Here is a 23,618-nt window from a genome sequence, read left to right on the forward strand (position 1 = left end):
CCCGCTCCCTGAGGGCTTCACGCTCGTCCTTCGAACGGCCGCGCAGGTACTGCTCGAACTCACGCCGTTCCTCCCGCGTCGCCTGCGCCTCCTCCTTGTACGCCTTCCTCCGCTCCTTCAGGTATTCGCGCCACTCCCGCTCCCGCTCCCGCGCGGCTTCCCTCTCCTCCTGGGAAGTGCGGTTGCCCCGGTTCCGGTCGTCCCGGTCCTGGCCGCGCTGGGCGGCGGCCGGATATCCCGCCAAAAGTGCAAAGGTCAGAAGCCATAGCCACGGTTTCGGTCTCATGACGTGTCCTCCCGCGAATGTGTGGTCGTAAAAAAAAAGGCCGACACTCCCTCAGACATCTTTGGCGGGGATTTGTTTCAGCCGGAAATGGCCGGCGGCGTCCAGGTTTCCCGCAGCCATTCATACGACAACGGTTATCCTGGTCCGTCCCCGCTGGAGAGTCTTTGGTGCAGCAGCTCCCGGACCACCCGCGGGTTGGCCCTCCCGCCCGAAGCCTGCAGGACCTGGCCGATCAGAAAACCGATGGCCCTCCCCTGGCCGCGGCGGATATCCCGGACGGCGGCCGGATGATGGGACAGGACCTGGTCCACGAGGGCCGCCAGGCGCCCGGCATCGGACTCCTGCCGCAGGGCACCGGTGTTAACGAGCGATTCGGGCGCTTCCTCCGACTCGAACATCCCGAGCAGCACCTCCCGTGCGGCTCCCGAATGAATCTCCCCCCGCGAAAGCATCCCGAGCAGCGCCGCCAGCCGCCCGGGATCGACCGGCGACCGGCCCGGGTCGAGCTTCCTCTCCCTGAGCGCGGGCAGGAGCTGGGTGGCCATCCAGTGCAGGGCCATGCGCGGGGCGACCCCTTCCCTCACCAGGGCCTCGAAATACTCCGCTACCTCCGTCTCGGCGCACAGGAAGCGCGCCTCCTCGACCGAAAATCCGCAGGCGGCCGCCATGCGCGCGGCCCGCGCATCGGGCATTTCCGGAAGCCTCGCCCGCATCCGCGCGATCCATTCGGGGGAGAGCTCGATGACGGGGACCGAGGGATCGGGCACGCAGGGCCCCTCGAACTTGCCCCGCATCGGGAGGGTGGCCTTCCGGTCCGGGTCCCAGAGGCGCGTGTGCAGCACCACCTCCTCCCCGGCTTCCACCGCGGCGCGCTGGCGGGCGATCTCGAAGGCGATGGCGTCCCCCACGTGCCGGACGGAGTTCATATTCTTGACCTCCACCTTGGTGTTCAACACGGCGGAGCCCCGCGGGCGGATCGAGATATTGGCGTCGACGCGCATGGTGCCGTTGTCCATGCTGCAGTCGGAGGCCCCGGCGCAGCGCACCCGGGTGCGCAGCGTCTTCAGGAACTCCATCGCCTCGGAGGGGGAACGGAAGTCCGGCTCGGTGACGATTTCCACCAGCGGCGCCCCGGCGCGGTTGAAGTCGACAAGGCCGACGGGGGTGCGCCCCTCCGTGTCATGCACCAGACGGGCGACATCCTCCTCCATGTGGATATGGTGGATGCGGAGCGTTTTCCGCCCCCCCCGCCCGTCCTCGATTTCGACCCCGCCCCCGCGGGAAAGGGGGAGGTGGGCCTGTGACAGCTGGTACCCCTTGGGCAGGTCGGGGTAGTAGTACACCTTCTGGTCGAACGCGCTCCTGGGCTGCAGTTCTCCCCCCAGCCCCAGGGAAACGAGGGCCGCCTTCTCGAGCGCCGCGCGGCCGAGCCTCGGCGCCGCGCCCGGAAGCCAGAGGCAGGTGGGGCAGATGTTCCGGTTCGGTTCGTCGCCGGGACGGTTGGGACAGTCGCAGAACATCTTCGTGGCGCAATTGAGCTCCACGTGAATTTCCAGGCCGATGACGGCTTCGAATTCCATCACTCCCTCCCGCGCAGATTCAGAAGCCGCTCCCCCGCTTCCAGCACCCGCGCGTCCCCGCGCCGGGCGCCCGCCAGCTGAATTCCCGCCCCCCCCCGCTCACCGGCGGGAAGGCAGAGGACCGGTTGACCGGTCACGTTGGCGAACATCGACAGGTTGAACGACGCCAGGACTTCCCCGAGACGGCCGGCGCGCGGCGCCGCGCCGGGAGCGGGAAGAACGAGGAGGTCCGCCTCTCCGAGCAGTCGGTCCATGCCGGGGAGCAGGCGCGCGCGGATGCGGCAGGCGTCTTCGTAGGCGCCGTAGCGTTTGAACTGGAAGAACGCCCCCTGCAGCAGGTAGCTCTTCACCACCAGGCCGAAGGCCTCCCGCCGCGACTCGAGGTACATGTCGTTCCAGTTCCCCGCTCCGGGGGCGCGGATCCCGTAGCGCACCGAATCGTACCGGCCGGCCGAGGAGGAGGCCTCGACGGAGCCCACGATGCCGTGAACGAGCGGAAAGAGGGCGAAATCCGGGAGCGAAAGCTCCCGGAGGAGAAACCCCGCGCTCTCCAGTTTCCCCAGGGCGGCATCGAACGCCCGCCTCTCCGTTTCGGGGAGCGGGTCCCGGGCCTCGGCGAGGACCCCGATGACGGCCGCCGGACGGCAGGCGCCGGGGGAAAAATCGGGGGGCGGTTCCTCCGGCAGGGAAAAATCGAGACCGTCCGGTCCGGCCATGACGGTCAGGAGCCTACGGATGACGTCGACCCTCCCGGACAGGATCCCGCAACATTCCATCGACGGGATCAAGCCGATCATGCCCAGCCGCGAGATCAGCCCGTAGCTGGGTTTGAAGGCGCACACCCCCTCCCGCAGGCCGGCCGCCCGGCATTCGCCCATCAGGTCCAGGACCAGTTCGGCGTCGGCTTCGGCGCGGGCAACGCTCTCGCCCGCCCGGCTCCCCTCGAGCCCGAACCCGAATTCGCTCATCCGGGTCGATCCGCACAGGTGAGCGCCCGCCGCGCGCAGCCGCCGGATGAGGGTGGCGTCCTCCACCGCCCGGTAACGCTCCAGCGCCCGGGAGCCGGCCTCCGTCGGCCAGCCCGTTACCGAGATATTCGGCTGGACCGCCACCCGCAGCCCCGCAAGGGTGCCGTCCCCGGGGGGGGCGGGCTCGGGGTTGCGATAGACGAAAACGGATTCCATGAACCTTCCTTTCCTATTCCAGGATGCCGACTACCTTGAAATACCCTCCCTTGACTTCGGGAGCGCTCTCGAGCAGTTTCCCCGATTCGGCCAGCTCGTTCCTCCTGGCCTCGTCTCCCGGCCGCATGCGGTTGGCTACCGGTACAACGGTCCGGACCGGTTCTTCCGTTCCCGCGTTCCGCCCGGCCGCCGAGGCCATTTCCTCCGCCTGCCCGAGCACCTCTTCCACCGCCGGACGCTCGTCGGCGCCGACGCCGATGCGCGAAACCCAGGAGAGGTGATCGACCAGGGTCTTCTCCCCGCCGGCACCGCGCAACAGCTCCGCCCCGCCCAGGTTCAGCAGCCCCAGTTCGGCGAGCTGTTCCCGTTTCACCTTCGCCGGGGCTCCCGTCATGGGGCAGGCGGCGCTGCGGTTTTTGGGGAAGGCGATCACTTCGCGGATCGAGGGGGTCCCGAGGATCATCGACACCGTGCGGTCCATCCCCAGCGCGAGCCCGCCGTGCGGCGGCGCGCCGAAATCGAACGCGCGCAGGAAGAACCCGAACTTCTCCCGCGTCTCCTCCTCGCCGAGGCCCAGGGCGGTGAAGATCTTCCTCTGCAGGTCGCGGTCGCTGATGCGGATGCTCCCCCCCCCCAGTTCCTCCCCGTTCATGACCAGGTCGTAAGCCCGGGAGCGAAGCGACAGGAGTTCTCCAATGTTCTTCGGGTCGAAATCGGTACGGTCGGGGGCGGTGAAGGGGTGGTGGCTGGAGGTCACCCCCCCCTCCCCGGTGGCTTCGAACAGGGGGAACTCCGTGATCCAGACCGGGCTGAAGCTCCCCGCGGGAATCAATCCGAGGCGCTCCGCCAGGTGGAGCCGCAGCTGGCCGAGGACCGAGGTGACGCTCTTCGGCGAGGCATCGGCGACCAGGATGAGGACATCGCCGTCGGTGACGTCGAACCTGCGCCGCAGGGCGTCCAGTTCGTCCGCGCTGAAAAACTGGACGATGTTGGACTCCAGTTTTCCCCCTTCCGCCCGCATCCACGTCATCCCGCGCCCCCCGAACGACGGCACGATCTCCTTCGCGTATTCATTCTGGAGCACGTTCTTGCTGAGCCGGCCCGATCCCCCCTTGACGTTGATCCCCTTGATGCACCCCCCCTGCTCGAGGATCCGCCGGAAGATGGCGTAGCCGGTCCCGGGGAAGACATCGGTCACGTCGACGAAACGGAGGCCGAAGCGCAGGTCCGGGCGGTCGCTCCCGGTGGTTTCCATCGCCTCCTCATACGTCATGCGTGGAAAGGGGCGCGGGAGCTCGATCCCCCCGACGGCGAACATTTCCACCGTGAGCTCCTCGATGAGGCTGTAGAGAATCTCCTCGTCGATGAAGGACGCTTCCAGGTCGAGCTGCGTGAATTCCGGCTGTCGGTTGGGGCGCAGGTCCTCGTCGCGGAAGCAGCGGGCCAACTGGAAATAACGCTCCATCCCGCCGATCATGAGCAGCTGCTTGAAGAGCTGGGGGGACTGGGGGAGGGCATAGAAATTCCCCGGATGCACCCTGCTGGGGACCAGGTAATCGCGCGCCCCCTCGGGCGTGCTCATCGTCAGCATGGGCGTTTCGATTTCGATGAAGCCCCGGGAATCGAGGAACCGCCGGACGCATTGGAAGATACGGTGCCGCGCGACGAGGTTGTCCCGCATCGGGGCGCGGCGCAGGTCGAGATACCGGTACTCCAGCCTCACCTCTTCCCCCACGGCGTCGCGCCGCAGCGACGTTCCACCGGCGGTCATGGCCTTGTCCGAAACCGTGAAAGGAAGCGCCTCCGATTCCGACAGCACGGTAAGCCCGGTCGCCATCACCTCGATGCCCCCGGTTTCGATATTCGGGTTCTCCGTCCCCTCCAGCCGTTTCCTGACTTCGCCCGTGACGGAAACGCAGTACTCCGCCCGCAGTTCGGCCGCTTCCCGACAGACCTCGGCGGAGGCGATTTCGGGGCTGAAGACCACCTGGACGATGCCGCTGCGGTCCCTCAGGTGGACGAAGAGCAGACCCCCGTGATCCCGGAAGGCGTCCACCCAGCCGGCAAGAAGCACCGGGCGCCCGACATCCCCCGCGGTCAGATCCCCGCAAAAAACACGTTGCGAAAAACGCATGCACACGATCCTTTCCCTTGAACCTGCAGAGCCACACATCCCCGTCGGGCCCGGGGAAAACCGTCGAACCAAAGGGGGAATCTTACACTGAAAAAAGGGAGGGGACACCCCTTTTCGCGCACCTGTCCGGCAACGGGGATTCTTACCGGAGTTCGGACGGGGGCTCCGCCGGGGGCTCGGCCGGGGCTTCCGACCCGGAGTCGGCCGGCAGTCCGGCCGACATTTCCTTCAGGCGCTGCTCGTCCTTCTCGGTGAGCTTCTTCTTTTCGTCCCGGCTTTCCACGTTGAAGATCTTGAAATCGGAGTAACGGTGATGGTTGCGCAGAAGGCGGCCGCGCCAGTCTACCGAAATCCCGACCTGCTCGGGAAGCCACAGCGGCTCGTCGATCCCGGCGAATTCGATGCCATGGAACCGGATTTCCGTCGACAGCTTCTGAAGGCGGACTTCGGGAAGCGGATTGAGGAGGTAGGTGGACAGCCTCAGGATGCGGGAGGTTTCGACATCGATCCACGCCAGCCCGTGCACGAGAATCAGGGAGCTTCCCTTGTCGGTGATGAAGCGCGTCATGGCCCTGGCGCTCTCCGATTTCTGGGCGAAAGCCACCACGTCGGTCTCCCGGCCGTCGATCCCCTGTCGGCCCAGATAGCGGAAGTCGGCCCCCTTCCGGTTGGCGGGGTGGAAGAGCGAGGGGACGGAGGCGAATCCCGAGGTGAGCATGAAGCCGTGTTTGAGCCCCCCCATGGTGGTGTCCCGTCCCGATTCGGTGGACCGGTATTCCTTGATCCCCAAACCCTCGCCCCCGGAATCGGCCAGCATGATGTACATGAACTCCTGATCGAGCGCGTCGGTGACCTTGCCGTCCTTGCGGAGCCTTTCCTGGTGCACCTGCTCCCGGGAAGCGGTATTGGTCATATTGGCGAAGAACTCCTCCACGCAGCCGCCCGTCCGTGCCAGGATATCTTCGAGCGGGCCCTGGTCCGATGCCGCTTCCAGCCCCTGCAGCGCGGGAAACCTCTCGAGGAGTTCCCCGGGGGAATAGGCGATCACCGAGCGGACCTGTTCCTGCGCAAGCAGGGTCAGGCGGTCGTGCAACCGGGAGTGCAGGGCGCGGATATCACGCGGGAGGACCTTGAGCTTGCGCTTTTCGAGGTAGCTCTCCATTTCCCGGTTCGCTTCGGCCGCGTCGCCGAGTTCCAGCAGCGCCTCCGCCCGCAGGATCCGGGCGCCGTCGTCGGCCCCGGCCAGGATCGCTTTTTCCAGGTAGTGGTCCGCGGCTTCCCAGTTCCCCTGGGCCACCAGCATGCGCCCCAGTTCATGCAGGGCGAAGGCATTCCCGGGCTCGAATTCGAGCGCGTGGAGGTAGGACGCGACGGCGTCCTTGATCTCCCCCCGCCAGGACCGCAGCACCCCCATGAGGATATCGGGTTCGGGACGGGGGGCGGCTTCCGCGTTGTTTTTCTCGGAAACCTCGACCAGTCGGTTGTTGGCCGAGGTCCAGCTGCCGGCGTCGAGCAACGCCAGACTGAGCAGAAGGCGGCATTCCAGGCAATCGGGAGTGCGCCCGGCCACTGTCTGCAGAAGGGGGACCGCATCCACCGCCTGGCGCTTGACGATCAGAGCCTCGCACCCGCGCTCAAATTCCTCGCTGCTCCCCTCCCCGGGGTATTTCGCCGCGGCATCGTCCTTCAGCCGAGGGGCGAACCTGGCGATCAGCACTTCCGGCGTGATCCCTTCCGGCTCCTCGTCGGTCGTGCGCAGCACGATATCGATGGGCACATCTCCCCTGTTCGCTTCGAGATCCAGCATCTCCCGCCCAGCCACGTACCCGGCCTTGTTGGCGGACAGGAGGCCCCTCAGGCGGATGGCCTTGCCGCCTACGATGCTGATTTCGGTCTCGAATTCCCCTCCCGGACCGGTCTCCATCACGATGGAGCCGAAGGGCGAAAGCGGGGTGTCCAGGGATACGACGGCGCCCTCGAGCGGGTCCTCGCCCGATGTCAGCACACGGCCGAGGATGGTCCAGGTCTGGACATCCCCGTCCTCCCCACCCCCCTCTTCTCCCGTGGCCGCGTGAAATTGAATCAGAAGGGCCAGGACGGCCCACAAACCGCATCTGCCTGCTCTATTCATGAGGCGATTTCCCATTCATACCCATAAACAGCTATACGAACCGGTACAGGGAGGCATTTCACCGGGATCATATATTTTATTACTTAATGGATAGTATTTCGCCCCCCCCGGCGGGCGGAGGCGGAAAGGGTTCGGAAGCCGGGGGGAATGCCGGCCCTCGAACGGGCCGGCACCGATAAAACGAGGAGAGGAACGATCAGCGGTCCTTATGCTTGGCGAAGCAGTCCCGGCAGTAAACCGGGCGGTCTTCCCTGGGCTTGAACGGAACTTCGCATTCCTTTTTGCAGTCGGCGCATATGGCCTTATGCATTTCCCTCGGACCCCTGTCGAACTGTCTGTCTCTGAAAGCCATTTTGATTCTCCATTGATGTTGGTGTTTTACTGCACTCGTTGCCGGCCGCGCGGGCACTCCCCCGGGCCCATGGTCTATTACTGGTCCCTGCGCTTGGTGGGAAAGCGTTTCTTCCCCGGGCCCGGCTTCCTGCCGTGGGGACGTTTCTCGTAGAAGGGTTCACGCGCCGCCGCCCCTTTTTTCGGGCCGTGCCGATCCCCTCCGCCGTGCCGATGTGGACGTTCGGAAGCGCCGGCCGACCCGTAAAACGCCCTTTTGCGGAACGGCCGGTCGGGGGGACTTTCCCGGCGGGGCCGCTCCTGCAGCTGGCCGCTCAACAGGTCGATCTTTCTTTCCAGAGACAGCACCTGCCGCTGCAAGTCCCGGAGGAGGGAGACCACGTCGCTGTCAGTTCCGTCCGTGTCCGGAGACGGGGTGACGCTCGATTCATCTTTCATGCCGCCCTGCTGCCTTTCGTTGAATTCTGGGATCGGATGAGGAAATCCAGAATATTGAGCCTGACCTTACGGGTGAGGATCGCGGTCTGACCTGTTAATGATAGTACACTTCGCCCCGTTCGTCCGATTTATTATTGTTCTTCCGCCGGGGCGGGCAGGAACGGAATCCACAAGGTCTGTGGAAAAATCTGTGGATTTCGCCAATAATCACAGGCTAACTGTTTCGATCAGGAAGGTTTCACCGCTTTGCCCGGATATTGTGCACTCCCTGGGGGGATGCCGATCCGGTTCCGGGGCGGGAGAGCGAAACCGGGGGAACGCGGCCGGTACCGTGCCGCGCCCCCCCTTTTCTTCACCTCAGCGGGATTTGGAAACGATGATGCGCGCATCGACGGCCACGCACCCGTCTTCGAAGGGGAGGATCGGGTTGAGATCGACCTCCGCGACCTGCGGCTGCTCCTCGAGCAGGCGGCCGAGGGCCACCATGATCGAAGCGATGGAGTCGAGGTTCATCGGCCCCCTGCCCCGGACCCCCTTGAGCAGGGCGGGCGGGAGCGTCTGGCGGACGAGGTCCTTGGCTTCCCCGGGCCCGAGGGGCAGGAGCCGGAAGTTGACCATCTTCAGTGCCTCGACATAGATCCCTCCCAGGCCGAACATCACGACGGAACCGAACAGCCGGTCCCGGATGGCCCCCATCACCAGTTCGGTGGTGGAAGGCATCATCTTCTGGATGAGCACCCTCGGCTGCGTGATGTGGGGGAAGGCCGCCCGGATGTTGCCGACCAACTTCTGATACCCCTGCCTGAAGGCGTCCTCCGAGGTGATCCCCAGGACCACCCCGCCGACATCCGACTTGTGGATGATCTCGGAGGAGACCACCTTCAGCACGACCGGGTAGCCCACCCGCCCGACCGCCTCGATCCCCTCCTCGAGCGTATCGACCACGCTATAGGGGGAGGTGGGGATGCCGTATTTCGCGCAGACCTCGTAGGCCTCGGGCTCGAGCAGGCCCGCCTGCCCCTTCCCGGCCGCAGCGGCGAGGATCCGGGCCGTCGCATCGACCGCTTCGCTGCCGCTGGCCCGGGGAGTCCAGGGGTGTGCCGCCGCCGAACGGCGGAAGGCGCCGTACCCAGCCATGCTTCCCGCCACCCGGGCCAGGGCATCGGGGAATTCCACCGTGGGGAGCCCCGCCCCTTCGAGCCCCTTGCGGGCCTCCAGGGCGAAACTGCCGAAGGTGACGGCGTTGAGGAACGTCTTCTTCCCGGCCTGGGAGCGATAGGCGGCGGAGATCTCCTCCGCGAGCAGCTTCTGCTCCAGGAACGCGCTCGGCGCCAGGATCTGCAGCACCATGTCGACGTTGGGCTCGGCGAACAGGTGCCCCAGCACCTGGTTGTGGAGCTTTTCGGTGTGGGCGGCGGTCAGGTCGACATAACCGTCGGGATGCCCGACATTGGCCATCGGAGCACAGACGGCCCTGATGGCGTCCCGGGTCTCCGGGGAGAATGTCGCCATTTCCAGCGTCGCCGCAGCCGAAATTTCGTCGATGCACAGCGTCCCCGGGCCGCCCATGTGGGTGAGCACGCAGACGCGGTTCCCCTCCGGCACCGGCTGCCGCTCGAACGCCCGCATCAGGTCGTAAAACTCGGCCACGCTCCGGGCGCGCACCAGGCCCGCCTGCCGGAAGGCCCCGTCGTAGATGGCGTCGGAGCCGGCGATGGCGCCGGTATGGGAGAGGGCCGCGGCCGTCCCCATTTCGCTCTTCCCCGCTTTGAGCACCACGATCGGCTTGACGGCGGCGACCTCGCGGGCGGTCCGGAAAAACTCCCGCGGCTGGGGCAGCCCCTCCATGTAGATCCCGATGACCTTCGTCGAATCGTCGTCCTTCAGGTAGAGGAGCAGTTCGGCCATGTCGACGTCGGCCATGTTGCCGATCGAGGCGAATTTGCTCAACCCGACCAGCTCAAGCCCTCCCGCCCAGAACAGAAACGAGGTCGCCAGGGCGCCGCTCTGCGTCAGGAAACTCAACCCCCCTTTCGGGTAGGACGGGATGTCGAAACTTGTGTTGAAGCCGCTGTAGGCGTCGATCATCCCCACGCAGTTCGGGCCGATGAGGCGGATGGAAGCCGATCGGAGCTGCCGGACGAGATCCTGCTCGCGCTGCTTCCCCTCGGCCGTGCCGAGTTCGCCGAAACCGGCCGACATGCAGACGGCGGCCGTCACGTCGTTGAACTTGTTCTTCCTCTCCACCAGTTCCCCGGCCACCTTCATGGTGAGGTCCGCGCTCACGAGCAGAACGCACGCTTCGACCGGCTCCGGTATGTCGAGCACGCTCTTGAAGCAGGGATATCCCAGGATCGATTCCTCCCGCAGGTTGATCGGGAAAATTTTCCCCTTATAGCCCATGGACACCAGGTTCTTGAGCGCGGTAAAACCCGGCTTTTTGGGATCGGAGGATGCGCCGACAATGGCCACGCTTTTCGGTCTGAAGAATGCGTCTAATGCGGAAATCTTTTCCATGCGTCTCTCCTGTATCTTTTATTCTTTATTTTTCAGTTATTTATAGCGCATTTGCCGGTCATTGGGCCTGTCCTCGATGTAAAAAAACTCGGGCACGCGATGTCGGCGAGGTTTATTTTTACAGGAAGGTAAAATCCATACTGTTCCGCGCAATGGAACCAAGTTCCATATTATCTACACCCATTTCCGCGCTGTCAAGCACTTTCCGCCCGGGGCTTATCCCTTGCCGGAGCCCGGCATTTGGGGCTTGACTATGATTCTCCGACTCTCCTATTCTAAGTTATGAAATCCGCTTTTTGCGTGCGTATCTGCGTTTACGGGCGCACGTCCGGGATTTCGGAGCAGCGAGACGATAGCGGGTACGGGGTGGGCCATCGAGTGGCGAATCCTTCCACGTAGTTCCCATGGTGACGAATCCCCGGGTTTACCGGCGCTACTAATTCGGAATCGGCGGCCCCGTGGCCGCCGCGAGTGTGTTGAGGCTTGGAAATCGTCCATGCCGTGATGGTTTCAAGCATCGGGGGCGACGATTCAGGATATCATGCTTTTTTTGCGAAAACGCATAGCCCGCTTCAAAGCCCCGATAGAGCCTTGCATTCCTAGCTGCATTACTTAGCAGTCCTCAAGCATTAGATCTTAATAACGTAATCGAAAGGAGCTGGAAATGTTCAAAAACGTGTATGTCCCCTACAAAGGATACTGGAGCTCCCCCTTTTGTGCCTGGCAGGGATCGTTCCAAAACCAGAACGCCGTAGACCTGGCGGCGGCCACCGCGAAAAAGTTCTTTGAACTGCGCGGGATCACCCCCGACATCTTCGACAGCATCGTTTTCGGCGCGACCATTCCCCAGAAGAACTGGTTCTTCGACGCCCCCAATTTCTCCTCGCAGATCGGCAACCCCGGCCTCAGCGGCCCCCGGGTGGCCCAGGCGTGCGCCACGTCCACCATCTCCATCAAGGTGGCGGCGGCCTTCGTCGAGGCGGGAGTCAACTCCAACGTGCTGGTAGCCACCTGCGACCGGGCCTCGAACTCCCCGAACCTCCTCTGGCCGAACCCCATGGGCCTTGGCGGAAAGCCGGACTTCGAGAGCTGGATGGTCGACGGCTTCAGCATGGACCCGACGGCGGGAACGAGCCCCACGGGTACGGCCAACAACGTCGCCAAGGAGAACGGTTTCACGCGGGAAGAATCGGACGCCATCGTCCTCTCCCGGTACCAGAAGTACGCCGATTCGCTGGCCGATGACCGGAAATTCCAGAAGCGCTACATGCTCCCGGTGGAAGTGCAGCTTTCGCGCAAGAAGACCATCCTCGTGGAAGGGGACGAGGGGATCATCGCCTCCACCCCGGAGGGGCTGGCGAAGTTGAGAACGGTCTCCCCCGATTCCATCCTGACCTTCGGCGCCCAGACCCACGCGGCCGACGGGAACGCGGGCATGATCGTCACCACCAAGGACAAGGCCGCCGAACTCTCAGCCGACAAGGGCGTCACGATCCAGGTCTGCTCCTTCGGGTTCGCCCGGGTGGACAAGGCGCACATGCCGATGGCGCCGGTACCGGCGTCGCAGCAGGCGATGGAGCGGGCGGGGATCAAGCTCTCCGACATCAAGGCGGTCAAGACGCACAACCCGTTCTCGGTGAACGACCTCTACATGAGGAAGGCCATGGGCGTCGACGACAAGATCTTCAACAACTACGGAAGCTCGCTGATCTACGGACATCCGCAGGGCCCGACGGTCATGCGGCTGGCGATCGAACTGGTCGAGGAACTGGTGCTGAAAGGCGGCGGTTACGGGCTGGTGGCCGGCTGCGCGGCGGGCGATTCCGGCGCCGCCCTGGTGTTCAAGGTCAACTAACAGCAGATGATTTTTGCAGGAGACATTCCATGACTACAAACAACAAGTTGTACCCCAGCTTCAACAACCCGTTCCTCATCCGCCCCTCGCGGCCGATGCCCAAGGAGATGGCGGTGATCGGCGCCGGGAACATCGGGACCGACATCGCCTACTTTTTCCGGACCGGCATCCCGCAGTCGAAACTCTACGTCGTGGACGTGGTCGAAGACGCCCTGAAGGCGGCGAAGCAGCGGTTCGAAAGCTACGCCCAGAAGGGGGTTGAAAAGAAGAAGCTGAAGCCCGAACAGGTCGAAGCCATCCTGGGCAACGTCGTCTACACCTCCGATTACAGCCAGCTCAAGAACTGCAGCCTGGTGATCGAGGCGGCGACGGAGACCGTGGAACTGAAGAAGAAGATCTTCACCCAGCTCGAGTCGATCGTCGCCGAGGACGCCATCCTGACCTCCAACACCAGCGGCATCCCGGCCGAGCAGATCTTCAGCCACCTCAAGCACCCGGGACGGACGGCCATCACCCATTTCTTCGCGCCCGCGTGGCACAGCATGGGGGTCGAGGTCGTCAACTGGGACAAGGCGGAAGCCGACACCATCGACTTCCTGCTCTGGTTCATGGCCACGACCGGCAAGGCGCCGATCGCGGCGTCCAACGTCTTCTCCTTCCTCCTCAACCGGCTGTTCGAGACCTGGGCGAGCGAGGCGGCGTGGTGCCTGGACAAGGCCACCAGCAAGGAAGTCGACGCGATCAGCGAGGAGTTCCTCGGCGCCGGGCCGTTCTTCGTTACGGGCGTGGGCGGCGGCAACCCGCTGACCCACGCGTCCATGACCCGCAGAATGGCCGAGCGGCCGGCCTACGCCCCGCGCAAGCTGCTGCTGTCGGTCGACAAGTGGGCGTTCAACAAGCCCCGCACCAAGGTGGAGGTGGCCCCGGAAACGGCGGAATGGATCCGGATGCGCTTCCTGGGCACCGTCTTCTCCCAGGCCTTCGACATCGAAGACAGGAACCTCGGCACCCCCACCGACCTCAATTTCGGCAGCGTGATCGCGCTGGCCTATAAAAAGGGGGTATTCGACCTGATGGTCGACCTGGGCGCCGAAAAGATCGCCGACATCATGAAGAGGTTCGATGCCGAGCGTCCCGGCTTCCCGAAGGCCACCAAGCCCGTCGAGCAGTACTTCGATTTCCCGCGGGACATCCTGGTCGACCGGATGGACGGCGTGACCGTCCTCACCATCCGGAGGCCGCAGGCGGCCAACGCCCTGAGTGACCACACCTGCAACGAGATCCTGGCCGAGCTCAAGAAGGGCGAGGCGGATTCCGGCGTCAAGGGATTCGTGATCACCGGGTACGGCCCCAAGGCCTTCTGCGCCGGCGCCGACATCGGCGGCTTCGTCGCCACCTTCGGCAACAACGAAAAGGGACAGGCCCTGTCGCGCGGCAATTCCAAGGTCCTGGAGTTCATCGACCAGATGAAGAAGCCCGTCGTCGCGGCTCTCAACGGGCTGGCCATGGGCGGCGGCTTCGAGCTGGCCTCGCGCTGCCATAGCATGGTGGCGATGGAAAAGGCGTTCATGCAGCTGCCGGAAATCACCCTGGGGATGATTCCCGGGATGGGCGGCGTGGTGATCCCTTACCGCAAGTGGCCCCAGGCAGCGGCGAAGTTCCACGCCATGATCGGCAAGGCCGAAAGGCTGACGGCCCAGGAAGCCGTGGAGATCGGGATCGTGAAGAAGACGGCCAAGAGCTTCCCTGAGTTGATCGACGCGGCGATCGCCGAGGTCGACAGGCTCCAGGGCGACGTGCCCCGGATCGCCGACGGGCCGGTGGCGATTCCCGAGTTCACGGTACCCGACGACCCCAAGGCGGGGGAACTCCCGCTCAGCAAGGAGATCCTGGGCATCATCGGCGGCGTCATCAACAAGGCCGCCGCGGCGAAGACGCTGGGCGAGGCCCTGGAAATCGCCTACCTGGGCGCGGGCGACATCTCCTGCGCCAAGGACTGCAAGGAAGGGGTCACCGCCTTCCTGCAGAAGAGAAAGCCCGAATTCGGCAAATAGCCGCAACCGCGGCTCGTACAGCCTTCCGCGGGTCCCGGGACTCCTCCCGGGGCCCGCGGAATCCCAACCCCCATTTCCAGTATCACCGTTCCCTATGAATGTTCTTCTCCTGCTGATCGGCCTTTCCTCCGGTTTTGCGCACAGCGTCTATTCGGCGTTCTCCAAGGCGCTGCTGAACCGGGTCCGGGAGCCGTTCCTCCTCTTTCTCTACGTCAGCGTCATCCAGGCCGTCATCACCCCGCTCCTCTGGCTCTTCGTCCCCGCGTGCTTCCCCTCGCCGGAAGCCTGGCCGCCGCTGCTGATATCGTGCGCGACCTGCGTCGCCGCCTACCTGTTTCTCTACTCCGCCCTCCACTGCGGCGACGTCTCGAGCGTGATGCCCATCATGGGGAGCAAGGTGATCTTCGCCGGACTGCTGGCGATCCCCATGCTGGGGGAAAAACACAACTGGCAGGTCTACGTCGCCGCGCTGCTGGTGGCGATTTCCATAGCCATCCTCAGCTACTCCCCGTCGCCGGGAAGCCGCCGCCGCTTTCCCCTCAGGCCGGTGGCGCTCATGACGGGGTGCGCCGTGGTTTTCGGGTTCACCGACATCTACATCAAGCGCACCCTCGTGCACCTCGACTCCTACAATTTCATGATCTACTACAACTTCATCGTCGGAGTCCTGGCCCTCGGCCTCATCCCCTATATCCGGAAGAAACGGATCCCCCTGCGGCTCAGGGGGACCGACCTGCGCCTCGGCCTCTATTCCGCGGCGGCGCTGGTGACGGCCACCCTGCTCTTCACGGTCATGCTCAGGATGTCGAGCGGCGTGGTGATCCCCAACATCCTCCAGGCGACCCGGGGGATCTTCATCGTCCTGATCACCGCGGTCCTGACCCACCGCGGCAGCGCCGCGCTGGAATTGCAGAGCCGGCACGTGTACCTGCTCCGCCTCCTGGCGTCCGTCCTCATCGTCGTCTCCATCTGGATCGCCCTGAGCCACTTCCCCGGGGTCTCCTGATATTCAACGACCGACTAGCGCCCGGCCGCCATCAGCCGCAGGATCGCGAACGCCGTCAACAGCTCGCTCTGATCGAACCGGCAGTGCCCGTACCGCACAACCGGGATGTTCAGGTGCCGCAGCAGGGACCCGGCGATCAGCGTCTTGAGGTTGTAGATCGGTTCGTGCCAGTAGGGAACGGTGGGATCGGCCGTGGTATGCAGCGTCACCAGCGGCCCGAGCAGGCTTCCCGAAGTCCGGTATCCCTTCCCCATGGCGACCACGGCCTCGGCGTCGGCATGGAAGCGCGGGATCCTCAGGTTCAGCCGGAAATCGTTTTTCGAGCCCGTGTACCAGCGGCGGCTGTTGTCGTAGGGACGCCCACCCAGCTTGTCGATCGCGTCGTTGGTGGCGAAGATGCCATACCAGAGCACGGCCAGGACCGACTGTGCCGACAGGGGATCCTCGGGATCGGCCGCGATCCCGGAAACCCTCAAAAGCTGTGACCGGGCCGGGGGATTACGCTCCAACGCCGCGAGCGCGGCCGCCTGCACCGCATCCCAGCGCTCCATCAGTTCGGCGGGAATGTGCTCCGGCGTCGGAGCCTCCCCCGAATCGGTGAACGACGCAAGCACTCCGGGGAAGAAATAGTTGAACAACACCAGGAAGTCCCCGAAATAATCGATCTGTTTCCTGAAGTCCCCGACCGGGCCGCACGCTGCAAGGCCGCCGGTGAACACCGGGTTGCGCTCCATGGCAAGGGCGGCCACCAGACCTCCCTCCGACGCCCCGACCATGTAGACGCGGGCCGGGGAAACCCCGGTTTCGCTGATCGACGGAAAGAGCTCCACCAGCACGCGGATATCCTCGACCGCCTGCGCGATGACCAGGCCGTTGTCGCTGTAGCTGGTGCTGGCGTAGGCATAGCCCATGCCGGTGATGATGCCCGACACCGGGGCCCCGTCGGGCGGCAGGGTATAGTCCACGACCGCCAGTGGTTCCTGCGGGCCGACGTAGCCGTGGGCGAACACCACCAGGTCGCCGTTCCAGTCGTCGGGCACGCAGACAAGATAGCTGGCTGGGTTTGCCCCGCCCGCGTCGTAGGTTCCAGTCCTGCACTCGCCCCTCGCTTCGAGGGGGACCAGCATGGACGCCAGAAGCGCCATGCACACACCCGTGATGGTTGTCCTGCGCTTGAGGAACGACATGATCCCGTCTCCTTTCCCGATCGCGCTCCGCGGGGCACCAAAGCGGGTCCCGCGCGCGCAGAAGCGCCTTCCGGTCTTCCGGCGCCCGCCTGCAGGAGATCGTGTCAACAAACCGACAGGGAACGCGTGCCTCGAAACGTCGGTCCCGGAGGGCTGGTTCCGTGGGGGGGAATATGGATCCAATCATAGCACAGGTTATGCGCCAGAGACACATCCGCGGGGAGGGAGTCGGCCGAGCGCGGTTGACGCCCGGTCCGAAGGTGGATAAGCTGGGCGCTCCAGGGGGAAACGCCATGAACGACGGAAACAGGGCCGAAGAACCGGGGGTGGAAGTCAAAAAGACGCTGTGCTGGCCCTCCCCGGGCTGCCACTGCAACTGCGGCCTGCTCGTCAAGGTCCGGGGCAACCGGATCCTCGACATCAGGGGAAACCCCGATTTCCCTTACAACCGCGGGGCGGTGTGCGCCGAGCGGGTGCCCCACTTCGTCCAATGGCTGGAGCACCCGGACCAGCTGATGCACCCGCTCAAACGGCGGGGGGAGCGGGGGGAGAACCGCTGGGAGCGGGTCTCCTGGGACCAGGCGCTCGACGAGATCGCGGCCCGCCTCGAGGATCTCAAGGCCCGGTACGGCGCCGAATGCCTCTCCACCATCGAGGGGACCTACCGTTCCGACTTCTACCCGATCCGCGCCCGGTTCCTGAACCTGTTCGGCAACCCCGGCAACGTGGGGGCCGCGGGGACCGCCTGCGCCTGCAACAAGGTCGCCCTCTCCTTCGCCCTGGCGGGGACGACCATCCCCTGCGTCCTGGCCCCCCCGATCAAGCGCCTCAACTGCCTGGTGCTGCTCGGGAGGGACTACTGGGACTCAAACCCCGTGCGGCGCCGCCCCATGAGGAAATGGCGCGAACAGAACCCCGGCGCGAAGCTCATCGTCGTCGACCCGCGCCGGACGGAGATGGCGAAGATGGCCGACATGTGGCTCCAGATCCGCCCCGGCACCGACACGGCCCTGCTCCTGGCCTGGATGCACGTGATCATCGAGCGCGGCCTCTGCGACCATGAATTCGTGGAGCGATGGACCCACGGCTTCGACCGGCTGAAGGAGCGCGCCGCGGAGTACCCGCCCGAACGGGCGGCCGCGATCACCTGGATCCCGCCCGAACAGATCGTCGCCTCGGCCGTCGCCTATGCCGAACACGGGCCCGCCTGCATCATGAGCGGCCTGGCCCCCGATCAGCTGGGGCGCAACGCCACGCGGGTCGAGCAGGCCAAGCTCTGCCTGCACGCGATAACGGGGAATATGCGGGGAACGGCGCCCGGGCTGGCCCCCGAGGGCCCCGGGCCGCTGATCGACGGGGTCATGGCCGTGCGCGACTCCATGCTGCAGATGGCCGAACGCTGCTCCCCCCGGCAGCGCGCCCGGCAACTGGGAAGCGACCGGTTCAAACTGATGACCTGGCCCGCCTGGGAGCGGATGAACGCGCTCTACGAGGAGACCTACGGCGTCCCCCTGCCGATGAGCGGCCACAGCTTCACGGCCCCGGAGCCCGCCATCTGGCGCAGCATCGTCGCCGGCGCACCCTACCCGACCAGGGCCCTCATCACCTGGGGGAGTAACCCCCTGCTCAACGCCGCCAACACCAAAATGGTTTACCGGGCGCTGAAAAGCCCCAACCTGGATCTGCACGTGGTGCTCGAGCACTTCATGACGCCGACGGCGATGCTGGCCGACTACGTGCTTCCGGCGGCGAGCAAGCTGGAGCGCGGAACGCTGTCGACGATGGAGGATTTCACGAGCGTGCTGGTCGCCGCCGAGCGCGCCGTGGCCCCGCTCGGCGAGCGCAGGACCGACTACCATTTCTTCCGCGAACTCGCCCTCCGCCTCGGTTTCGGCGAACACTTCCCGTGGCGGACGGAGGAAGAACTGTACGACTGGCGCCTCGCGCCGCTCGGCATCACCTTCAAGGAAGCGGCCACGAAAAGGTATGTCATCACGAGTTCGAAACCCTGGACCCACGAAACGATCAATCCGCGCACGGGGAAACCAACCGGGTTCGCGACGCGGAGCGGGAAGTTCGAGCTCTGCTCGAACCTGCTGGAGGAACTGGGCTACGACCCCCTCCCCTGCTACGAGGAGCCCCCCGAAAGCCCCGTCCGCACCCCGGAGATCGCCGCGCAGTACCCCCTCATCCTGATCAACGGGGGGCGGTTTCTGCCCCAGTTCCAGTCCGAGCACCGGCAGCCGGGGATGGGGATGCGCGAGCAGCACCCCGACCCGCTCGTGGAGATCCACCCGGACACCGCCGGCCGGCTGGGAATCCGGGAGGGGGAATGGGCGACGATCGAGACCCCGCGCGGATCGATCGTCATGAAGGCGCGTTTCTCGACCGGGATCGATCCCCGCGTGGTGCACGCGGAGCACTGCTGGTGGTTCCCGGAGCAGCCGGGGGCGGAACCTTCTCTTCACGGCCTCTGGCAGTCGAACGTGAACGTGCTGACGACGGACGAGCCCGATGCTTGCGATCCCCTCACCGGCAGCTGGCCCGGCAGGGCCCTGCTGTGCCGGATGCGGCCGGTCAGTCCCCCGGCGTAGAACTCACGGCGCCCTTCCGCTCCAGCTCCCCGATGGCGGCAGGGCCGTACCCGAGTTCGAGGAGGATGCGCCCGGTGTGCTCCCCGACGAGGGGGGGCGGGCCCGATTTTTCGGCGTCCAGGCCATGGTAGCGGACCGCGGAACCGACGTACCGCGCCTTCCCCGCGACGGGGTGTTCCACCTCCTCGGTAACGCCCAGGTGAACGACCTGCGGGTCCTCCAGAACTTCCCCGATGGTGTACAGGGGGCTCGAAGGGACGTCCTTCGCCCCGAGCAGACGCAGCCATTCGGCCCGCGTCCGGGTGGCGAAAACGGCGGCGATCTCCTTTTCCAGGACCTCGAAGTTCCTGCGGCGGTCGTCCCGCGTCCTGAACCTGGGATCCTCGGCAAGATCGGTCCGTTCGATCGCCTCGAGCAGCGCCAGCCAGAATTTTTCCGGGACCGAGCAGTGGATGGCCAGCGGCAGGTTGTCCTTGGCCACGACCGCGAAGGCGTGCCCGTTTTTGACCCGGTCGATCCGGTTGGGCACCGTACCGGTCTTGTAGTAGGTGGCCGCGGCCTCCCCGATGAAGGAGAGGGTCGCCTGGAGCAGGGAGGTTTCCACCCTGCACCCCTTCCCCGTCTTCTGCCGCGCCATCAGGGCGCCCAGGAGCCCGTACCCCGCCGAAAAGCCGGTGACGTAGTCGCTCAGGGCGATGCCGGGGATCTTCGGGTCGAGGGGATCGGCCAGCAGGCCCATCAGGCCGCTCATCGCCTGGCCGAGGGTATCGAAGCCGGGTTTTTTCGCGTCGGGCCCCGACCGGCCGAAAGCCGATATCGAGCAGTAAACGAGGCGGGGGTTCAGGGCCGAGAGCGCCTCGTATCCCAGGCCGAGGCGGTCGGCCACCCCGGGGCGGAAGTTCTCGACGAACACGTCGGCCCGGCTCACCAGGTCGAGACACGCCTTCTTCCCCTCCTCCGATTTCAGGTCGAGGGCGATGCTCTCCTTGTTCCGGTTCAGGTGCGCGAAATTGGCGCTGAAGTGCGGACCGGGGGCGAAATGCCGGTAGGGGTCCCCCGAAGGCGGCGATTCGATCTTGATCACCCGCGCTCCCAGGTCGGCCAGCAACGACGTCGCGTAGGGTCCGGTGACGTAGGTGGCGCACTCGACGACGGTGATGTCTTCCAGAACGGCAACGCGCATTCCCATCCTCCTCGGGTCAGAAGCCCTGTCGGTTCAGCCGCCCGAGCGGCGCCAGACCCCGTCGGGCAAAAGGGGGGAATTATAGCGGATCGCCCCCCCACCCGACAAGGGCGGGGCCAAGACCGGTTGAACAAACGGTCGGGTTGGGTTACAGTCCCCGTAGCGGGCCGTTCGGGCGTCCTTTCTCCAGGATGACGGCAACGGTTTGGGCCATTCACCGCAGTTCGGCTCCCCCGCTGACCCACCGGTCCCATGACCTTTTCAGAGCATCCGGCCCGGCGGCTTTTCAGGAAACCAAACTCACCCCGGTGAACCCTCACGAGGAGATTTCGATGCATGACGGCAACCATTCCGGCTTTCCCCCGGTAAAGACCTTCCTCAGGCATAACTACCGCCACTTCAATTCCGCCGTCCTGGTGGACGCCGCCGAGGCCTACGCCGACCATATCCGCGGCGGCGGAAAGATGATGCTGGCGCTGGCGGGCGCCATGAGCACGGCCGAACTCGGCATCACCCTGGCCGCCATGATCCGCGGCGGCAAGGTGCATGCGGTGTCCTGCACCGGAGCAAACCTGGAGGAGGATCTCTTCAACCTGGTCGCCCATGATCAATACCGGCGGTTGCCCCATTACAGGGATCTGAAGCCGGAGGAGGAACTAGCGCTCTTCCGCGACAAAATGAGCCGGGTCACGGACACCTGCATTCCCGAAGATGAGGCCATGAGGAAGGTCGAGGGGGTAGTTTTCGATTTCTGGAAAAAAGCGGAGGATGAGGGCCGCCGGTGCTTCCCCCCTGAATTCATCCTGGACGTCATCCGGAGCCGGGCCCTCGCGCCTCATTACCAGATCGATGAGGCTGATTCCTGGCTGGTGGCCGCCTGTGAAAAGGGGATTCCCATCTTCGTCCCCGGGTGGGAGGATTCCACGCTCGGCAACTTCTTCGTCTCCTGCGTCCGCGGCGGACGACTGAAGGATTATGCGACCGTGAAATCGGGGCTGGAAACGATGGAGGCGCTGGTCGACTGGTACCTGGCGGAGTCGGCCTCCGGGGAGATGGGCTTTTTCCAGATCGGCGGGGGCATCGCCGGGGATTTTGCCATCTGCGTCGTACCCCTGATCCGGCAGGATCTCAGGATGGACTGTCGGCTGTGGTCCTACTTCTGCCAGGTTTCCGACAGCACCACCTCGTACGGCTCCTACAGCGGCGCCGTCCCCAACGAGAAGATCACCTGGGGGAAGCTGGGCGTCGATTCGCGGAGGTACATCATAGAAAGCGACGCGACGATCGTGGCCCCCCTGGTCTTCGCATATGTTCTCGCCGGTTGATGGCGCGTGGCGCCGCCGATCGAGACCGGGACCCCGGGGAGTCGGCGCCCGCTTGCGCTTGTCCCGTTCATGGAGTGCTGGAGGAGGTGACCACCCCCAGGGTGGAATAGACGTGCTTCCGGATTCCGATAAAGGTCAGGTGGACGTGGCGCTGCTCGAAGGAAGCGGCCTCCAGGGTCGCAGGCAGGCCATCGCCGTCGAACTCCACCCCGTCCCTGTCGATCCATTCCACGTAGAAATGGGCCGGGATCTCATTTTCGTAAATGGAACCGGAGAGCGCGGCGCTGGCGACGAAGGAATCCGCCCCCGGCAGGTTTCTCACTTCAATGAAGTTATCCTGCCCCCCGGGCCCGATCTCCCACCGGTAATACTCTTGCCCGTTATAAACGACGAGAGCGCCCGACCGGAGCGCGCCGACGTAACTCCCGGATTCGGGGTCGCCCGGGCGGCCGTCGTCCGTCGTCCGCTCGAAGGTGAAGGTCAGCTCGAACGGGTGACCGCTGAGGTAGAGGAATTCCCCATCCATCTCATGCACGGTACCCCTGAAACTGAAGGTCACCTCCTCGCCGCGAGCGGAAGCCCCCAGCAAAAAAGTCATCGCAAACAAGCCCAGAAGCTTCTCCATGACCGACCTCCCTCCGCCCGGGCGTCCGCGCCCGGAAAGACCCCGTCGTCACGTAAGCCCGATGACATTATGACCCGAAACCCTGCGCCCCGGAATGGCCATTCTTCCCGGCGGGCGGGGAATCCGCAAAAACCGTCCGCATCCGCCAATAACGAATTTGCATTCCGGGGCCGAAATGCCCTACCATAGAGGGACGTCTTCGGAAAACACCGGGGCGATCACTCATCCACGGCAGCGGTTCGGAGGGATTCATGCCAGGAAAAGGAACGACGCTTACATTGATCACCCTTGGGTGCGTGTTGTTTTTGATGAAGCCGACCGGCTCCAGGGCGGGAAACGAGGAAGCCCTCAACCCCAAAAACCTGGTCGCTGCACACGTCCGATCGCTCGGGGATCCCGAGACCGTGGCGAAGAAGCAGTCCCGGACCTTCATCGGCACTTCCGAGGTGAAGCTGATCCAGGGCGGCAACTGGACCCTCAAGGGCAATTCCATGTTCCTGTCCCAGGGGCCCAGCCTGGGAATCGTGCTCAGCTACGGGGACGTCAATTACCCCGGGGAGTATTTCGCCTACGACGGCGAGAGCGTCACGGTGAAGCATATCAGCCCGGGCCGGAAGTCCCCCGTTGCCGACTTCCTCTATCGTTTCGACACCATCATGAAACAGGGACTGCTCGGCGGGGCGCTTTCCGCCTCCTGGCAGCTGTTGTTCGAGGCCCGGACCGCGGACGCACAAATGAAGAGCCGCAGGGTTGAACTCGAAGGACGCGAACTGTACGCGCTCGAATACCGTCCCAGAAACAACGTCGGCAACATGAAGGTCGAGATGTTTTTCGAGCCCGACACGTTCCGGCACGTGCGCACGGAATACCGGGTCCAGGACAGGGACGACGCGACGGTGGGATACAACTACCTCGAATCCGCCATGACCCACATCGGGGACATCGGCAGGGCGCGCGAGGATTCCTATTACAGGCTGGTCGAAAAATTCGACGACTACCGCAAGGTTGGGGGCATGATCCTTCCCCACCGCTATGTTCTGGAATACTCCCAGGAGGGGGGCGCCGGATCCTTCATCGCCCACTGGACCATGAACGCCCGGGTGTGGGCCTTCAATCCTGTCCTGGACGAGAAGCTGTTCCAGGCCGAAAAATAACCACAGGGTCCGCA

At 64.9% G+C, this 23,618-nt stretch carries 17 protein-coding genes; 6 read left to right on the top strand and 11 right to left on the bottom strand.

All coding sequences use genetic code 11. The annotated features are described in order from the left end of the window. The 8 genes from GXY47_11385 to GXY47_11420 form a co-directional block, all read right to left on the bottom strand. A partial coding sequence (locus tag GXY47_11385) for a hypothetical protein (GenBank protein NLV31741.1) occupies nt 1–286 on the bottom strand: 286 nt, incomplete at its 3' end. A gap of 134 nt (nt 287–420) precedes the next feature. Next, a complete protein-coding gene (gene gatB / locus GXY47_11390; protein ID NLV31742.1) occupies nt 421–1,866 on the bottom strand; it encodes an Asp-tRNA(Asn)/Glu-tRNA(Gln) amidotransferase subunit GatB in 1,446 nt (481 codons plus the stop codon). Then, nucleotides 1,866–3,050, bottom strand: coding sequence for a hypothetical protein (locus GXY47_11395; GenBank protein NLV31743.1), 1,185 nt, complete (start codon nt 3,048–3,050; stop codon nt 1,866–1,868). The genes gatB and GXY47_11395 overlap by 1 nt, the downstream gene beginning before the upstream one ends. A 13-nt stretch (nt 3,051–3,063) precedes the next feature. Continuing rightward, nucleotides 3,064–5,184, bottom strand: a complete 2,121-nt coding sequence (gene aspS, locus GXY47_11400; protein NLV31744.1) for an aspartate--tRNA ligase — start codon at nt 5,182–5,184, stop codon at nt 3,064–3,066. A gap of 142 nt (nt 5,185–5,326) precedes the next feature. Further along, nucleotides 5,327–7,315 (bottom strand): hypothetical protein, encoded by a 1,989-nt coding sequence (locus tag GXY47_11405; protein ID NLV31745.1) that lies wholly within the window; start codon nt 7,313–7,315, stop codon nt 5,327–5,329. Between the two features lie 196 nt (nt 7,316–7,511). Next, nucleotides 7,512–7,667 (bottom strand): DNA-directed RNA polymerase, encoded by a 156-nt coding sequence (locus GXY47_11410; protein ID NLV31746.1) that lies wholly within the window; start codon nt 7,665–7,667, stop codon nt 7,512–7,514. Nucleotides 7,668–7,744: 77 nt separating this feature from the next. Continuing rightward, complete coding sequence (locus tag GXY47_11415; GenBank protein ID NLV31747.1) at nt 7,745–8,104, bottom strand: hypothetical protein; 360 nt, start codon at nt 8,102–8,104, stop codon at nt 7,745–7,747. 357 nt (nt 8,105–8,461) lie between these two features. Beyond that, nucleotides 8,462–10,621 carry an acetate--CoA ligase family protein gene (locus tag GXY47_11420; GenBank protein ID NLV31748.1) on the bottom strand — a complete coding sequence of 720 codons (2,160 nt, stop codon included), beginning with the start codon at nt 10,619–10,621 and terminating at the stop codon, nt 8,462–8,464. 664 nt (nt 10,622–11,285) lie between these two features. Here GXY47_11420 and GXY47_11425 point away from each other — a divergent pair. The 3 genes from GXY47_11425 (at nt 11,286) to GXY47_11435 (ending at nt 15,536) form a co-directional block, all read left to right on the top strand. Then, the gene (locus tag GXY47_11425; protein ID NLV31749.1) at nt 11,286–12,476 is read left to right on the top strand and encodes a thiolase family protein; all 1,191 of its coding nucleotides are present in this window, start codon (nt 11,286–11,288) and stop codon (nt 12,474–12,476) included. Nucleotides 12,477–12,505: 29 nt separating this feature from the next. Next, nucleotides 12,506–14,530, top strand: coding sequence for a 3-hydroxyacyl-CoA dehydrogenase/enoyl-CoA hydratase family protein (locus GXY47_11430; GenBank protein NLV31750.1), 2,025 nt, complete (start codon nt 12,506–12,508; stop codon nt 14,528–14,530). Nucleotides 14,531–14,624: 94 nt separating this feature from the next. Then, the gene (locus GXY47_11435) at nt 14,625–15,536 is read left to right on the top strand and encodes an EamA family transporter (GenBank protein NLV31751.1); all 912 of its coding nucleotides are present in this window, start codon (nt 14,625–14,627) and stop codon (nt 15,534–15,536) included. Nucleotides 15,537–15,550: 14 nt separating this feature from the next. Here GXY47_11435 and GXY47_11440 read toward each other — a convergent pair whose 3' ends face one another. Then, a complete protein-coding gene (locus tag GXY47_11440; GenBank protein ID NLV31752.1) occupies nt 15,551–16,723 on the bottom strand; it encodes a hypothetical protein in 1,173 nt (390 codons plus the stop codon). Nucleotides 16,724–17,016: 293 nt separating this feature from the next. Here GXY47_11440 and GXY47_11445 point away from each other — a divergent pair, with 293 nt between their 5' ends. Next, nucleotides 17,017–19,317, top strand: a complete 2,301-nt coding sequence (locus tag GXY47_11445; GenBank protein ID NLV31753.1) for a molybdopterin-dependent oxidoreductase — start codon at nt 17,017–17,019, stop codon at nt 19,315–19,317. On the opposite strand, the gene GXY47_11450 is transcribed toward GXY47_11445, so the two are convergent. Then, complete coding sequence (locus tag GXY47_11450) at nt 19,301–20,500, bottom strand: CoA transferase (GenBank protein NLV31754.1); 1,200 nt, start codon at nt 20,498–20,500, stop codon at nt 19,301–19,303. The two genes, GXY47_11445 and GXY47_11450, sit on opposite strands and share 17 nt — an antisense overlap. A 332-nt stretch (nt 20,501–20,832) precedes the next feature. On the opposite strand from GXY47_11450, the gene GXY47_11455 reads away from it, so the two are divergent. Then, nucleotides 20,833–21,825, top strand: a complete 993-nt coding sequence (locus GXY47_11455) for a deoxyhypusine synthase family protein (GenBank protein ID NLV31755.1) — start codon at nt 20,833–20,835, stop codon at nt 21,823–21,825. A 67-nt stretch (nt 21,826–21,892) separates the two neighbouring features. Here GXY47_11455 and GXY47_11460 read toward each other — a convergent pair whose 3' ends face one another. After that, nucleotides 21,893–22,450: a hypothetical protein gene (locus GXY47_11460; protein ID NLV31756.1), complete on the bottom strand. Its 558-nt coding sequence runs from the start codon at nt 22,448–22,450 to the stop codon at nt 21,893–21,895. Nucleotides 22,451–22,701: 251 nt separating this feature from the next. Between GXY47_11460 and GXY47_11465 the strand changes: the two genes are divergently transcribed. Next, nucleotides 22,702–23,604, top strand: a complete 903-nt coding sequence (locus GXY47_11465) for a hypothetical protein (GenBank protein NLV31757.1) — start codon at nt 22,702–22,704, stop codon at nt 23,602–23,604. The last annotated feature ends 14 nt before the right edge of the window (nt 23,605–23,618 follow it).

It is taken from the genome of Acidobacteriota bacterium, assembly GCA_012729555.1.
Lineage (GTDB): Bacteria > Acidobacteriota > UBA6911 > UBA6911 > UBA6911 > UBA6911.

Coding starts and splice junctions, on each gene's coding strand:
- gatB (NLV31742.1), bottom strand. CDS start 1,866: ATGGAATTCGAAGCCGTCATCGGCCTGGAAATTCACGTGGAGCTCAAT.
- GXY47_11395 (NLV31743.1), bottom strand. CDS start 3,050: ATGGAATCCGTTTTCGTCTATCGCAACCCCGAGCCCGCCCCCCCCGGG.
- aspS (NLV31744.1), bottom strand. CDS start 5,184: ATGCGTTTTTCGCAACGTGTTTTTTGCGGGGATCTGACCGCGGGGGAT.
- GXY47_11405 (NLV31745.1), bottom strand. CDS start 7,315: ATGAATAGAGCAGGCAGATGCGGTTTGTGGGCCGTCCTGGCCCTTCTG.
- GXY47_11410 (NLV31746.1), bottom strand. CDS start 7,667: ATGGCTTTCAGAGACAGACAGTTCGACAGGGGTCCGAGGGAAATGCAT.
- GXY47_11415 (NLV31747.1), bottom strand. CDS start 8,104: ATGAAAGATGAATCGAGCGTCACCCCGTCTCCGGACACGGACGGAACT.
- GXY47_11420 (NLV31748.1), bottom strand. CDS start 10,621: ATGGAAAAGATTTCCGCATTAGACGCATTCTTCAGACCGAAAAGCGTG.
- GXY47_11425 (NLV31749.1), top strand. CDS start 11,286: ATGTTCAAAAACGTGTATGTCCCCTACAAAGGATACTGGAGCTCCCCC.
- GXY47_11430 (NLV31750.1), top strand. CDS start 12,506: ATGACTACAAACAACAAGTTGTACCCCAGCTTCAACAACCCGTTCCTC.
- GXY47_11435 (NLV31751.1), top strand. CDS start 14,625: ATGAATGTTCTTCTCCTGCTGATCGGCCTTTCCTCCGGTTTTGCGCAC.
- GXY47_11440 (NLV31752.1), bottom strand. CDS start 16,723: ATGTCGTTCCTCAAGCGCAGGACAACCATCACGGGTGTGTGCATGGCG.
- GXY47_11445 (NLV31753.1), top strand. CDS start 17,017: ATGAACGACGGAAACAGGGCCGAAGAACCGGGGGTGGAAGTCAAAAAG.
- GXY47_11450 (NLV31754.1), bottom strand. CDS start 20,500: ATGCGCGTTGCCGTTCTGGAAGACATCACCGTCGTCGAGTGCGCCACC.
- GXY47_11455 (NLV31755.1), top strand. CDS start 20,833: ATGCATGACGGCAACCATTCCGGCTTTCCCCCGGTAAAGACCTTCCTC.
- GXY47_11460 (NLV31756.1), bottom strand. CDS start 22,450: ATGGAGAAGCTTCTGGGCTTGTTTGCGATGACTTTTTTGCTGGGGGCT.
- GXY47_11465 (NLV31757.1), top strand. CDS start 22,702: ATGCCAGGAAAAGGAACGACGCTTACATTGATCACCCTTGGGTGCGTG.